Consider the following 14,482-nt stretch of genomic DNA (forward strand, 5'->3'; position numbering starts at 1 on the left):
AACTAAAAACGAATACATGTCTGATCAAGAAAAATATAATCGAATATTTGAGGCTAATAATAAATGGATAGAGAAAAATAAGATAGACAACCCCGGACTATTTAAGTTATTAGCAGCAGACCAACATCCAGATTTTCTATACATCGGATGTTCGGATAGCAGAGTACATCCCAATCAGGTTATGGGATTAAAGCCAGGAGAGGTTTTTATCCATCGTAATATTGCAAACATGGTTATAGCCACTGACCTAAGTGCTCTTTCCGTTATCAACTACGGAGTTGAATACCTAAAAGTTAAATTTATTATTGTTTGTGGTCACTATGGATGTGGAGGAATAGAAGCGGCGATGAAAAAGTCAGACTATGGGATACTTAACCCTTGGCTACGAAGTATACGAGATGTTTACCATTTACATAAAGAGGAACTGGCTGCTATTGATGATATCGGAGCCAGGCATAGGCGCCTTGTAGAACTTAACACATATGAGCAATGCCGTAACATAATTAAAATGGGCGAAGTACAGAAATCTTATTACGAAAAAGGATATCCTAAAGTTGCGGGATGGGTATTTGATATCAAGGATGCTCAACTTCATGATCTTTTCTTCGATATGGACGGCGAACTTGATAAGATTAAAGAGATTTATGATATTACAGGCAATACTGAAGATTGAAGAATTCCACTGCATTATATAATATCATTACACCCTTTTTCCTATTTAGATACCCCGCTTAAGGGGCTTTAGGAAAAAGGGTGTAAATGTAAAACTCTTATATTACTTATATCCGTAATTGATATCAAAAAACGAATATGTATGCTTACTTCAAATAAATGTCGCAGCTTATCGTATGCGGTCTAAAGATTTTACAAGCTTTTCGTCTTTCTTTATACGTGAAACAGCAAGTAAATCAAAGATCAGAGCTAATACAGGGAAAATAATTCCAAGTTGAATATTTAAGGAATATCCTGGAGTAATCTTATCTAAGAATGCACTTACATAAAACGCGGCAGTCACATAATATATAGCTATCAACAAAGCCGTAAATAATCCCAATTTTATTTGTAACTTTCTTTTATTATACAGAAATATATTTAGAAAAGCTACGATCGCAGATAGAGCACAAAAAATAGCCGCTCCCCAAGCATGATAAGATATTGAGTTGTCAAATATTCCCAAAGAATTAAACAATATACTTGAAAATTTAAGACCTTCACTCGTTATTTCAAGCGATGGAATCACAAAAGTAGCCCCCATCAATATCGTTGTAAGAAGGAGAAAAATCGACTGTATACGCTGTATCATTCTATATTAGAAATTATCTTTATCCTTACTAGGATTTCTGTAATAAAGTTTTCCTTCTGTATACTCTTGAGCAGCGATAAGCGTTGGCTTAGGAAGTTTTTCGTAGTAACGAGAGATTTCTATTTGTTCTCTATTTTCGAAAACTTCTTCCAGATTATCGTTATATGAAGCAAATTCCTGTAGTTTCTTATCCAAATCCTGTTTCATTTCAACAGAAATCTGGTTAGAACGCTTAGCGATAATTCTAACAGTTTCGTATACATTACCGGTGTCTTCTGACAAAGACATCATATCTCTGGTAATAGTATTGCTTGCTGCATTTGTTTTTCTATAATCCATAATGATTTTAAAATATAATTATATTGTTTTTTTTCGATTATTTATTTCTTCAACTCTTGTTGAACAGCTTCGTTTGTTGCATCATCTACTTCCTGACCTAATGCTTTTAAGGCTGCACGATAGTAACGTTCACTTTCTTTAGTATACTTACCGTTAGGGAACATATTCTTATAATTGAAGTGTTCGTCCATCAAATCTCTGTAACGTACAGGCTTCTTTTCTTCAACACTATAAACGGCTTGTTCAAATCTAGCTCTAACAATCAAAATCTGGAATTCCTCGGTAAATTCAGAGAAAGGATAAGATTTTAGAGCCTCACGTGCAGTTACTACGCAAGATTCGTAATAGTTCTCTCTATTATAAAGCCCCAAGTTGTAATATAAGCGTGCGGCCAGAAATTCTTTGTATGCTAACTTCTCTTGAAGTTTAAACATCAAATCCTGAGCTTCGGGAGCCTTTTCGCTTTGAGGAAAATATTCCAAAAAGTTCTGAAATTCCTGAATCCCTTTAAAGGTGCTTGTTTGGTCTAACCTCGCATCCGGAGAGTCGAGATACAATCCGTAAGCAGAATTGAATCGTGCCAACTCGGTAAATTCTCCCTTCGGAAACTTATTATAATATCTCGTATAGTACTGGGTAGCTGTTGTATAATCTTTATCATAGAAATAGGCTTGAGCCAACAGATACAATATTTCCTGCTCTTTGGAAGACCCTGTATATGCAGATAAAATCTCATCTAACAAGGTGATTGTTCTTCCATATTTCTTTTGATCGAAGTATTTCTTAGCATATTCATACTTTAACTCGGCATCACGGCTTTTCAATATTTTATTATATTCGCCGCATGATGCAAGCAGCATTGCTAATAATAAGGTACACAGGATTCGTATCTTCATTCTACTCAAAAATTAGTTTGCAAATTTACACAAAGCTTTTATAATTTAAAAATAAACTTTTACAATTATATTTTTTTGAGATTCACTATCAGTTTAGCGAAACATCGAAGCAACCTTTTTCACTCCTATTACCAACTGATCAATCTCTTCTTTTGTATTGTAGAATGCCAATGATGCCCTCACTGTACCATCCACACCCAACTCATCCATAAGAGGTTGAGCGCAGTGATGACCTGTACGAACGGCTATTCCCATTTTATCTAAAAGCATTCCCATATCATAATGATGAATATTATCTACCAAAAACGAGATTACGCTGCTTTTCTTATCCGAAGTTCCATATATTCGTAAACCTTCTATTTTCAGTAATTCATCAGTACAATATCTTAATAACTCATCTTCGTATGCTTTTATTGAGTCAAGCCCAATATTTTTTATGTATTTCAATGCTGTGGCCAACGCTATCACTCCCGGATAATCAGGGGTTCCGGCCTCAAACTTGAATGGTAACTCGTTGAATGTACTCTCTTTAAAGGAAACCGTTTTTATCATTTCACCCCCACCCTGATAAGGCGGCATCTGATTCAGCCATTTTTCTTTACCATACAAAACACCTACTCCATTCGGGCCATAAACCTTATGTCCTGAGAAAACAAGAAAATCACAGTCCAGCTTTTGTACATCCAGCGTCATATGCTGAACCGATTGAGCCGCATCTATAAGCACAGGAATATTATGTTTGTGAGCAATTTCTGTTATTTGATCAACAGGATTTACAGTACCCAATACATTAGAGACATGTGTAACTGATATCAGACGTGTTTTTGGCGAAATAAGTTTCTCCATTTCGTCCAACATCAATTCCCCCTTATCGTTGATAGGAATTACTTTAAGCTTGATTCCTCGTATTGGCTTTTGCAATTGCCACGATACAATATTAGCATGATGTTCCATTGCCGAAATAATAATTTCGTCACCCTCATTGCAAAATTGGCGGCAAAAACTATGAGCAACAAGATTTATCGACTCTGTAGTGCCTCTTGTAAAAATGATCTCGTGGCTATGTTTAGCGTTGATGAATTGTTGCACCACCACTCTCGATTCTTCAGCCAGATCTGTAGCTTGCTGGCTTAAATAATGTACACCACGATGCACATTAGCGTTCGTGGTGTAATATATTTTCATCATTTCCTCTACCACACATTTTGGTTTTTCGGTAGTAGCCCCATTATCCAGATAAATAAGAGGTTTACCATAAACCGTAGTAGATAGAATAGGAAAATCTGATCTTATTTCTTCTATATTCATTTTTTCACTGTCAATAGTCAGCAGTTGGCAGCATAATGATATTCTGCAACCGAAAACTATGTTTCATTTATCATTTACATACTGCACAATTTCCGCAACGAGCAGATTCTCCCTTGAAACGTTTTTCGACCAAATCCAGTAATCTTTCTTTTAGGCGGTCGATACGAACATGTTCTAATACTCCCGCTGCAAAAGCTTGCATTAGCATCAAACGAGCAGATTCCTTAGAGAGACCACGTGAGCGAAGATAAAACAGAGCCTCTTCATCTAACTGTCCTGTAGTTAATCCGTGCGAACATTTTACATCATCGGCATAAATCTCCAATTGTGGCTTGGAATACATATGAGCATTTGGAGAAATACATAAGTTATTATTCGACTGATATGCCAATGTTTTCTGTGCATCTTTTTCAACTCGTATACGTCCACAAAAAGCACCTGTAGCTTCGTCTTGTAACACATATTTGAATAACTGCGTACTCGTACAGTGTGGTACAAGATGATCGAGAAAAGCAAAATTGTCTACATACTGATGCTTATCCGCTATAACCATACCACATACATAAGCTTCAGCATGCTGTCCGGATAGTTTTACATTATAGTTATTACGGCTAATGCCCGTATTGAAAGTCATATTATTGATCAATACATTTGATGCTTCGAGCTGATGAACAAACGTATTTGTCAAACGGGTAACTTTATCTGAGTTTTCTTCCAAGTCGTAATAATCGACAAGAGCATTACGTCCGGCGAAGATTTCGGTAACCTGCGTTGCTAAAAACTGAGATTCATCTACAGTATGATCACAAATAAGTAATTTCACCTGAGCATCATCCTCGGCTATAATCAGAATACGGCGATTGACAAGACTATTAAATTCACTCTTCAATATATTGATCAGCTGAATTGGTTCTTCTACAACAACACCCTTAGGCACATAAATAACAAAACCATCTTGAGCAAACATTGTATTGAATGCGACAATTCCGTTTTTATCCATATCTGCTATCTGCCCATAATATTTGGAAAACACCTCGGGCTTTTCTTCTGCAAAATGCTTGAAGCTACCAACAAATACCCCGCTCGGATAATTTACCTTTGGCTTATGTTCTTCATGAAATATATCATTGAGAACAAAGTAAAGATTTGTAGTCAAATTAGGAATTTCACACCTAAAAGCAACATATGGGTTCCCTGTGAATGGCAACCTGTTAATATTAAGAGCAAAGTCAGGTAAAAATTCCGCTGCAACGTCCAGATAGAGATAATCCTCCAGTTTCTTGGTGGGGAATCCCTGTTCTTTAAAAATGTTTAGTGCTTTATCTCGAAGACTATTCATCCCTGATAAAGACTTTGCATCAATCTTATCTCTATACTGGGTAAATATGTCTATATATTGATTTTCTATCATTCTTCAAAATCTTTAATAATCCAATCGTATCCTCTTTCTTCCAATTCCAGAGCCAATTCGGCTCCTGCGCTTTTTACTATACGTCCTTTGTATAATACGTGAACATAGTCCGGCTTAATATAGTCTAGTAAACGTTGATAGTGGGTAATAACTACAGTAGCATTATCCTTGCTCCTCAACTTGTTTACACCGGCTGCAACAATACGCAAGGCATCGATATCAAGCCCTGAATCTGTCTCATCAAGTATTGCCAACTTCGGCTCTAACATAGCCATTTGGAAAATCTCGTTACGTTTTTTCTCTCCTCCCGAGAAACCTTCGTTCACCGAACGTCCCGCAAGGTCTTTGTCTAGTTCAACTAATTGACGCTTTTCACGCATCATTTTCAAAAAGTCTGAAGCTGAGATAGGCTCTTCACCTTTATGCTTACGAATTTCGTTTAAAGAAGCGCGCATAAAGTTTGTCATACTTACTCCCGGTATTTCTACAGGGTATTGAAAACTGAGGAACAACCCTTCACGAGCTCTATCTTCAGGATCCATTTCCAAAAGATCATGTTCTCTGAAAGTTACTTCGCCTTCTGTTACCTCAAAATTGGGATTACCTACCAAAACCGAAGCAAGGGTACTTTTTCCGGCACCATTAGGCCCCATTATTGCATGAATTTCTCCCTCATTTACAACAAGATCTAATCCCCTTAATATTTCTTTGCCTTCAACATTGGCATGTAAGTTCTTTATGTTTAATAAATTTGCCATTATTATTATATGTTGTTTAAAATAAAAATCTTAGTTACAGCTATCCATTTAACACTAAGATCTGATATATGTTCAAGCCACCATGGCTTTCGAATGCAAAAATAGTAAATAAAACACAAAAATAGCCCGTTTTTAACAGGCTATTAGTTATTTATTAAATCTATAATGTTTCTTTTCTAATAAATTAAACTATTTAACAAACTAATAGTTCCCATATTTCAAATGAGCAGGTTTTTTATTCCTAGAAACTCATTTCTACTACAACAGGACAATGGTCAGAAAAGTTTATTTCGCTCATAATTGCTGCATTATTAAGTCGTGGGCGAGCTTCTTCCGTAATAACATGATAGTCTATACGCCACCCTAAATTTTTACCTCTGGCTCCTGCCCTATAACTCCACCAGCTATACTTCTCCGGACTTTGATCATACACACGAAAAGTATCAATAAGTCCTGTATCTATAAACTCATCAAACCACTGACGCTCTTCAGGTAAAAATCCCGAGCTTTTGGTATGTCGTTCAGGGTGATTAATATCGATAGGTTTATGACAGATATTGTAATCTCCGCAGATAATGAGTTCGGGTCTTTCTTTACGTAAATCGTTTATAAAATGTGTAAAATCGGCCAGAAATTTCATTTTTATATCCTGACGAATATCCCCCATTGTACCGGAGGGTATATAAACACAAATCACAGTGACATCTCCATAGTCGGCACGTAATACACGCCCTTCTCTATCATAGTCAGGAATCCCCATTCCTATTTTCACCAAATCAGGCATACGTTTGGTCAAGATACCAACTCCGCTATATCCTTTTTTTTCGGCAGGATGAAAATAGTAATTATACCCCAATGATTGGATAGTCAATACATCGATCTGATCTTCCGTAGCCTTTATTTCCTGCAAGCATAAAATATCAGGAGACTCTTGTTCAAGCCATTGGTAAAGACCTTTATTTACAGCGGCACGTATGCCGTTTACATTATATGATATTACTTTCATTTAATTAAAATGGATTAAGTCAACTTGATACCTTCATTTTCGGCAGCTTTAACTTTCTTAAATAAGTCGGAGGCAAAAACAAAATCATTAAAATCTTCATTTGTAGAAGATATGACGTCTTTGCTCGAACCTTGCCACTCGAGTTCGCCTTCCTTTATAAAATTGATTCGTTCGCCAATGCCCATCACCGAGTTCATATCGTGAGTGTTGATAACGGTCGTAATATCATACTCTTTTGTGATATCATGTATCAAATCATCTATAACGAGAGATGTTTGAGGGTCAAGTCCGGAGTTTGGCTCGTCGCAAAACAAATATTTTGGATTGAGGGCTATGGCACGAGCTATGGCTGAACGCTTCATCATACCTCCACTAATCTCTGATGGATATAGGTGACCTGCATCTCCAAGATTTACCCTTTCCAGACAGAATTTAGTCCGTTTCTCCTGCTCTATTTTGGTCATTGAGGAGAACATCATTAAGGGGAAATTGACATTTTCGAAAACAGTCATGGAGTCAAATAAGGCCGATCCTTGAAAAATCATCCCCATCTCTTGGCGCAAATCTTTCATCTCTCCAAGGCTCATTTTTGTAAGATCACGTCCGTCGTATAATATTTGCCCACTTGAAGGGCGCATCAAACCTACGAGATTTTTAAGAAGAACCGTTTTTCCCGAACCGCTTCGTCCAATAATAAGATTGGTTTTCCCTGCTTCGAAAAGAATATTTATATCCTTCAGAACGTCTCGTTCATCAAATGATTTATATAAGTTCTTTACTTCTATCATGACATCATCAATTGTGTGATCAGCAAGTCTGAAACAAGAATAAGAATACTACCCATAACTACCGAATCGGTACTAGCCTTGCCCACATCCAACGATCCGCCCCGTGCTGAGTAGCCATAATAAGAGGCCACAGTTGACATAATGAAAGCGAATATTATAGTTTTAACAATAGCATACCATACATAAAATTCTTTGAAATAGAATTGAAGTCCATACTGAAAGGTATCAGCAGGCATCACTTGCCCTATTATACAGACTGCATATCCGCCTATTACACCAAAAAACATACTAAGAACTACAAGTACCGGGATGAAAGTCATCAAAGCGATTACTTTAGGCAAAATGATATAATTGGCAGAATTTACACCCATTATTTCCAATGCATCTATTTGTTCTGTAACTTGCATCGTACCTATTTCGGACGCTATATTAGATCCGACCTTTCCTGCCAAGATAAGACACATAATCGTCGATGAGAATTCCAAGATTAGTATCTCTCTGGATACATAACCAACCGTATAACGTGGCATGAACGGAGAATCAATATTCAACTTTATCTGAACCACAATAACAGCACCGATGAAAAAGGAGATTATTATTACAATCCAAATTGAGTTTACTCCTAATTTGCTTATTTCGGCTAGATACTGACGAAGAAAAACACTCCATTTCTGAGGTCTGGTGAAAACCTTTTGCATGAGGAGCGCATAGTGTCCAAGTTTATCTAAAAGAGAAATTATAAACATATTTGTTTTTTCAGAGATTTATAAACATGAACAAAGATACATTTTTTTGTATAATTCTCAGATTTCAATCCAATGGAATGTATTAAGAGAACATTTTTTGAAAAATTTTCACTTATCTTATGAGTTATAGGAAATCAATCCTATCAATAACAACCTGCCTGATTTGATTTGCAGTGTATTATAAATCCTTGATTATAAGACTTCGGATTGCAAATCCGAAGGGACGAAGAAAACTGTTCGAAAATAATACATCTATTTTCTTTTCTCTAAGTATATGATAGATTTAAAAGCTGTCTTATATCCAATAAACACCCCCAATATTATAAGTAATATATAATTGAAGATTATATCATCTTTGTATAAATCAAATATAAAATATATAAAGAAGTATATATAAAAACAATAGCTTACAATTATTTGAGAATATATGCATATAAAGCTCACAAATCCATCAGACTGATAATATAGCTTTTTCCCCGTTCTCTTTTTAGAAACTAGAAATCCAATTAATTCAAAAACAGAAATAACAATTAGTAATATCCATAATCCAGTTAAAGTATACATTACGGTAGAAAGACAAGAAGATTCAATCAATTCATAAAAAAACAGACAATACATCGTTGTTAAGATACACATTGACATAAGAAATTTCTCTCTTAGCTTGGTTATATTTTTCATAAAAATAGAAATTATATCTTCTTCTTTTTTTCTTCTCTTGCTCTATTTTTTCAGGACAAGCATCATATGAGTCTTTATTAGGAGTATCCAGGATAGTTTAAAATGGATTATAGATACTTGCACGATTCATATTCGGATTACAAATTCGAAAGAACGAGGGAAAATGAGAATAAAGATATTTCTTAATTTGGAATATATAAAAAAAAATCTCTTTGTCCTCCTGCTTTCCTCTTAATTTCGATACTCCCTTTACCATATTTTTTTATAATAGAGTCACCCACACTTACAAAATTCCACGAATCAGGATAAAAATCTACTGTTATATTTAAAGTATCATTATTAATTGTATGGACTTGGATCATCTTAGCCGCATGATTCCAGTTATCAATATATTTATCTATTATTTGTCCCTCATAACTTGAATTTATAACATCTATAGTATATTCTTTTCTACTACTAATATTACAAGACAAAAATAAACACATCATAAATAAATAAGATATAAATTTCATATATGTATTTAATGTTTTAAGTAAATATGAATTTAGTTTTTGATTCTAAAGAATTTTCAGAAAAAAGTAGATGAACTATGAATCAGTTCAATAGAATATATTCTACTACGAACCGACATGGATTTTCCCATTAAAATAACACATATCTTTGGCATAATTTATACCAACAATCATATACCAATATGATGAAGACATCACTTGATCTGATCTTTTACACTCGGGCCAAGCATCTCTATAGCCAAGAACAAACTTAATGAAAAAGGTGACAAAAGTAACAGCTTTTTGTATATATTTTTCTGTCACCTTTTTTCTACCCTTAAGTCATATATAGATAAATAATCCTGCCAATGATGATATTAGCAGGATTGAATTATAGTGGATTGGAAATCCTTAATTATAAGTCTTCGGATTACAAATCCGAAGGGACGAAAGTGGCGAAAAATAATAATAATCTAACATATAAGAAACTTATATATACTCCTCTCCGTTTATTTAAATCTAGTTTCAAATTGCCTTGACACCCCTGTTTTTTTCTTAATAGTTATATAACTATCACCTTTATATTTAATAATAGAGTCATAAGGAGATGCAAAAGCCCAAGACTTCGAATAGAACTCTGCAATAACTTGAATTGTACCCTTATCTTTTGTTGTTATTTCAAATGTATACACATCATGGTTCCAAGAATCTTTGTAATAAGTGCTGTGTAGTCCTCGTTAATACATGCTTGTCTATATTCCTTATTACTACCTGCTATACATGAAAAAAATATTATAACAACAAAACAATATTTTTTAATCTTCATTATTTATTTTGTTTTATGTAAATACAAAGGAGATGTTTTATATGTTCTTTTTACGCTCCCAGAAAAAAGAGTTTTTGATCCAACAGAATATCCTATACTTCTCATATTCCAATTTGTTCCTGCTTTTTCGTCATATTTATAACTACCAGTCTGACCTATTTCAACAGGATTTGATTGAACTACATCTTTACTCGTTCCTATAGTTAAGCCGCCTGCACCTCCATCTAGTGCCCATGCTGGCCCTTTTAAAGTTTCAGCTGTTGGAACTGCATCTCCAACGTAATTTCCAACAACTCCACTGATACCATGAGAGAAATCAATTCCAAAAACAAAGCCTCCCGTTAAATTTATAAATACACCATCACTCGGTATATATCCAAGATATAATTGAGCACTATATCCCAAAAGAAAGGAAGCTGTTCCAGTATAACTGAGCCCCATATATTCAAACCTTTCAAATTGTTCCCCCAAAATGTCTATTTCAGGCAACTCATTATCAACTACAATAACATCTTCTCCTCCAGGAAGACTTACTTGTATCTGATAATCCTGTTTGTCCATACTATTATATGCTAATTATATATTAACGACAAAGATGCTTTTGCTATATGGGGTGCATACCTGGAAGAAGGCAGTGATAATGTTTTGCTACTACCGGCATCGAATAAAGAATACGCTTCGAATAATGCGCGTAGTCAACATGGGAAGCAGGTATTCAGACTTACTCCAAGAAAGTCCGATCGAGATGTTATTCTTTATTTCTGTATGGTTGCATCAAATAGAGACGAATATTTACAAAAATATGAAGCTTTTGTAAATGAGCTTGATTCCGGTATGGTAACAATGAAAGTCCCTTCTTTGAAAAAGATATATAAGCTTGATGTACTAAGCTATTAGGATCTGAGTTTCTTTGACTATATCGGAAAGTTTGCAGTAAAATTCAATGAACCCAACCCCAAAGACCGTATATCCCTATGATAAGTAAATTAGAGAACTACAGACATAACCTTTCGCTAATCGGTATTACGATAGATGAGGTATTATTGCTGGATTTGTATCAAAATCTACCTAATAATGTTCAGACAGGGGCAAAGGTCATATTATTGCCTATCGCAGCAAAAGAGGGTGTTGTATATGGCATGGATAATATAACAGGCGATCTGGTTCCCTTCAACTTCTCTCGTGCATCATCTGCAACCTCATTCGACAAGGATAAGAATATGGAGCTTGTAGGTAATAATATTCCACGTATTGATTATGGTAATTATGGGGATGTGGCGAAGTTGTTAGTAGAGAAGGAAAGTACAAATCTGATTGCTAATACATGGACAGCAGAAGGAGGGAGTGTAAATTCGGATCCATTAATAAAATTTACTGAAAGTGTTACATCCGCAATACATAGAGTATATACCCGCAGATTAATTCCGAATATAGGAAATAATTATACTGCATCGATATTGCTAAAAAAGTACAATAGACGTTACCTGCAGTTTAGAAGTATGTTTACTGTCAATAGCTGGATGATGGTAGATCTTGAGACTTCATCGCTCACTCAAAAAAATAATACTGAGGGCAATATTCATGCAATCGGTGATTATGTCCGAATAGATACAAGAAATACAGGCAGCAGCTTAAATGATTTACGATTGTATGTCTGTGGATCTGAACAACCAACATCCGCAACCAGAGATATAACATATCAGGGTGTATCAAATGCAGGATTCTATTTTGGATATCCACAGATTGAGAGTGGACTTGAGTCAACTTCTATTATTCCTACAACATCTGCCACACGTGCCGCCGATAAGCTTACGTATACCTTGCCTGCATCATCGCGAATATATCTAAAGACCAATAAGCAAAATACGCTATTGAACAAGCCTAAAGGATTGTGGAACATTCACGATGATTTGAACAATGAAGGTATAGAGGCCTTAGCGATTTTCTATGAAGATATCATTATCGGATTTGACGAAGAAACAGCCGTAGAGGAATTCATTATTCCAATTCGTGATAAGAACCAGGTTGTAAAAGCACGATATGCACTCACTGATACAGACATCGAGAAAAACGCTTTAATGAGCGAGCATTATATCGAGCTATCTTTTGTATTGGATAGTTTATTTAAGTTTGTGCGTTCGGATTATATTATCTGGGAGGGTGAAAAGTTTATCATCAAGGAAGATTATATGCCCGATGAGGTGAATAAATGTAATTACAAATATACGCTTCGTTTCGACCACTGGACGACGTTGTTACAAGACGATACGTTCTATTACATGAATCAAAACCTTGAAGAGACGGAATGGTCTTTGATGGCGAACGCAGCTACTCATTTTCAGCTGCTGTCCGATAATGCAAACCGTTATTTCGGTGTTAACTCATTCAATGTGGGTACTATCGAATTCACGGATTTAAAATACATTCGATTCGATAAAGTTTCAATCTGGGATGCAGCCACACAGATAGCCAAGGAATATGGCGGAGAATGGTATCTGACAGGAACAACATTCCATCTTGTTAAAAAATTCTCATACGGCTCGGAGATCGATTTTGAGAGCGAAGTATCCGTTGAAAAGATGGAACGCTCGAAGGGTGAAGATTCGGAAAAATATACACGCATTCTTGCATTTGGCTCTACACGTAATATTCCGGCTAATTATAGGGAGACAACACCGGGAGAGGCTGTAGATGCTATCTATAAAAAGCGTTTGCGTATCCCTGCTTCTAAAGGCAAGTTTATTGATATACGCCCTAATTTATCTCCTGAAGAGATAAAATCGGCTGTCGTTATTTTTGATGGGGTTTACCCGAAAAGGATAGGAACGATGTCTTCTATTACGACAGTGGAATATACCGATACGGATACCGATACCGGAGTAGTCACCAAGTGGAATGCTTACAGATACAAAGATACAGGCCTGCAATTTAAGGAGGAGTACCGACAGCCGGGTGTTGAGCTTCGCATTGCCTTTCAAAGTGGAAATTTGAATGGAACAGATTATGAAGTGAAATTCAATCCGCTTGGCAAGCCGGAAACAGATCCCGATTCTCAGATATTCGAAATAGCGCGTAATGAGAATTACGGTAAAGCCTTACCTAACGACACCTTAAAACCTCAAAACGGAGATACATATATCCTTTACGGCTTCAATATTCAGCTTGTTTCCGATCAATATATCCCGGCAGGAGAACAGGAGTTATATGATACTGCTGTAGAATGGCAGCAAGATATGTTGAAGGATAAATCTGTCTTCGAGTGTCCTACCATGATACAGCATTTCGAGGATAATGAGATGGATCTCGAAATAGGGCAAAAAGTGAAACTAATCCATGAACAATTTGAAGGTGGTTTCCGATCATCACGTATACAAGGGTATGAGAAACATCTTTTAAACAAATATCAAGCTAAATATATAGTCGGCGATAATGCAACAGCCTCTTGGGCTAAAAGTGTCGATAACTCGATAAAAGAGCTACAAATTGCAGGTATTACATATCAGGCTACAGGCAAGAACGGTGTGTATCTTATCACTCAATTCGATAATACACCCCCTTCTGACTTTAATGCTTATTCAGCAAAGGCCTCTGATGCCCGCTACCTAAATAAACAGACAGGCGGAACCGTAGTGGAGTTGCTAAATTTATTTTTTTATCAATAATTCTTTTATGCTTAATAATATTATCAGGCGATAATTCTTTCCAATTACCAACAAATATATAGTAACAAAGTAGATCATTGTACATAGGTGCTAGTTCTGAATAAATTTCGAGTCTTTTTTCTATCAATTTTTGATTCTTCCATTGCTTGTGTTCAAAGACCTTTAATCTTTTATTTATTGACAAACCTATTATCACAATCACAATAGAAGTTGTAGCGGATACAATGAGTTTTATTATTTCAATTATAGAGAAATCCATATTTGATAAAT

The 14,482-nt window shown here is 35.6% G+C and carries 14 protein-coding genes; 3 read left to right on the forward strand and 11 right to left on the reverse strand.

Annotated features, from left to right (window positions below):
• Window positions 1-16: 16 nt before the first annotated feature.
• Window positions 17-673, forward strand: a complete 657-nt coding sequence (locus E4T88_RS15940) for a carbonic anhydrase (protein WP_135107174.1) — start codon at window positions 17-19, stop codon at window positions 671-673.
• Between the two features lie 168 nt (window positions 674-841).
• Here the strand turns inward: E4T88_RS15940 and E4T88_RS15945 are convergent, their stop codons facing one another.
• From E4T88_RS15945 to E4T88_RS16005, 11 genes are all read right to left on the reverse strand, one after another.
• Window positions 842-1,303, reverse strand: a complete 462-nt coding sequence (locus E4T88_RS15945; RefSeq protein WP_135107176.1) for a DUF4293 domain-containing protein — start codon at window positions 1,301-1,303, stop codon at window positions 842-844.
• 6 nt (window positions 1,304-1,309) lie between these two features.
• Window positions 1,310-1,642, reverse strand: a complete 333-nt coding sequence (locus E4T88_RS15950) for a DNA-directed RNA polymerase subunit omega (RefSeq protein ID WP_006844092.1) — start codon at window positions 1,640-1,642, stop codon at window positions 1,310-1,312.
• A gap of 41 nt (window positions 1,643-1,683) precedes the next feature.
• Window positions 1,684-2,538, reverse strand: coding sequence for an outer membrane protein assembly factor BamD (locus E4T88_RS15955; RefSeq protein ID WP_135107178.1), 855 nt, complete (start codon window positions 2,536-2,538; stop codon window positions 1,684-1,686).
• A 93-nt stretch (window positions 2,539-2,631) separates the two neighbouring features.
• On the reverse strand, window positions 2,632-3,846 hold the full coding sequence (locus E4T88_RS15960; RefSeq protein WP_135107185.1) for an aminotransferase class V-fold PLP-dependent enzyme: 1,215 nt from the start codon (window positions 3,844-3,846) through the stop codon (window positions 2,632-2,634).
• A 70-nt stretch (window positions 3,847-3,916) separates the two neighbouring features.
• Window positions 3,917-5,257 carry a Fe-S cluster assembly protein SufD gene (gene sufD, locus E4T88_RS15965; RefSeq protein ID WP_135107187.1) on the reverse strand — a complete coding sequence of 447 codons (1,341 nt, stop codon included), beginning with the start codon at window positions 5,255-5,257 and terminating at the stop codon, window positions 3,917-3,919.
• Window positions 5,254-6,015, reverse strand: coding sequence for a Fe-S cluster assembly ATPase SufC (gene sufC / locus E4T88_RS15970; RefSeq protein WP_135107189.1), 762 nt, complete (start codon window positions 6,013-6,015; stop codon window positions 5,254-5,256). Before sufC ends, sufD begins: the two co-directional genes overlap by 4 nt.
• Before the next feature lie 241 nt (window positions 6,016-6,256).
• Entirely contained in the window at window positions 6,257-7,021 is a 765-nt protein-coding gene (locus E4T88_RS15975) for an exodeoxyribonuclease III (protein WP_135107191.1), read from the reverse strand.
• A gap of 14 nt (window positions 7,022-7,035) precedes the next feature.
• A complete protein-coding gene (locus E4T88_RS15980) occupies window positions 7,036-7,809 on the reverse strand; it encodes an ABC transporter ATP-binding protein (RefSeq protein ID WP_135107193.1) in 774 nt (257 codons plus the stop codon).
• Window positions 7,806-8,549: an MlaE family ABC transporter permease gene (locus tag E4T88_RS15985; RefSeq protein ID WP_374043291.1), complete on the reverse strand. Its 744-nt coding sequence runs from the start codon at window positions 8,547-8,549 to the stop codon at window positions 7,806-7,808. The genes E4T88_RS15980 and E4T88_RS15985 overlap by 4 nt, the downstream gene beginning before the upstream one ends.
• Window positions 8,550-9,415: 866 nt before the next feature.
• Window positions 9,416-9,745, reverse strand: a complete 330-nt coding sequence (locus tag E4T88_RS15995; protein ID WP_135107199.1) for a hypothetical protein — start codon at window positions 9,743-9,745, stop codon at window positions 9,416-9,418.
• An 808-nt stretch (window positions 9,746-10,553) separates the two neighbouring features.
• Entirely contained in the window at window positions 10,554-11,111 is a 558-nt protein-coding gene (locus E4T88_RS16005; protein WP_135107203.1) for a hypothetical protein, read from the reverse strand.
• A gap of 84 nt (window positions 11,112-11,195) precedes the next feature.
• Between E4T88_RS16005 and E4T88_RS16010 the strand changes: the two genes are divergently transcribed.
• Both E4T88_RS16010 and E4T88_RS16015 read left to right on the forward strand, forming a co-directional pair.
• Entirely contained in the window at window positions 11,196-11,447 is a 252-nt protein-coding gene (locus E4T88_RS16010; RefSeq protein WP_135107205.1) for a hypothetical protein, read from the forward strand.
• 77 nt (window positions 11,448-11,524) lie between these two features.
• A complete protein-coding gene (locus tag E4T88_RS16015) occupies window positions 11,525-14,212 on the forward strand; it encodes a phage head spike fiber domain-containing protein (RefSeq protein WP_135107206.1) in 2,688 nt (895 codons plus the stop codon).
• Window positions 14,213-14,482: the final 270 nt, after the last annotated feature.

Source organism: Dysgonomonas mossii, from assembly GCF_004569505.1.
In the GTDB taxonomy this organism is placed as follows: Bacteria; Bacteroidota; Bacteroidia; order Bacteroidales; family Dysgonomonadaceae; genus Dysgonomonas.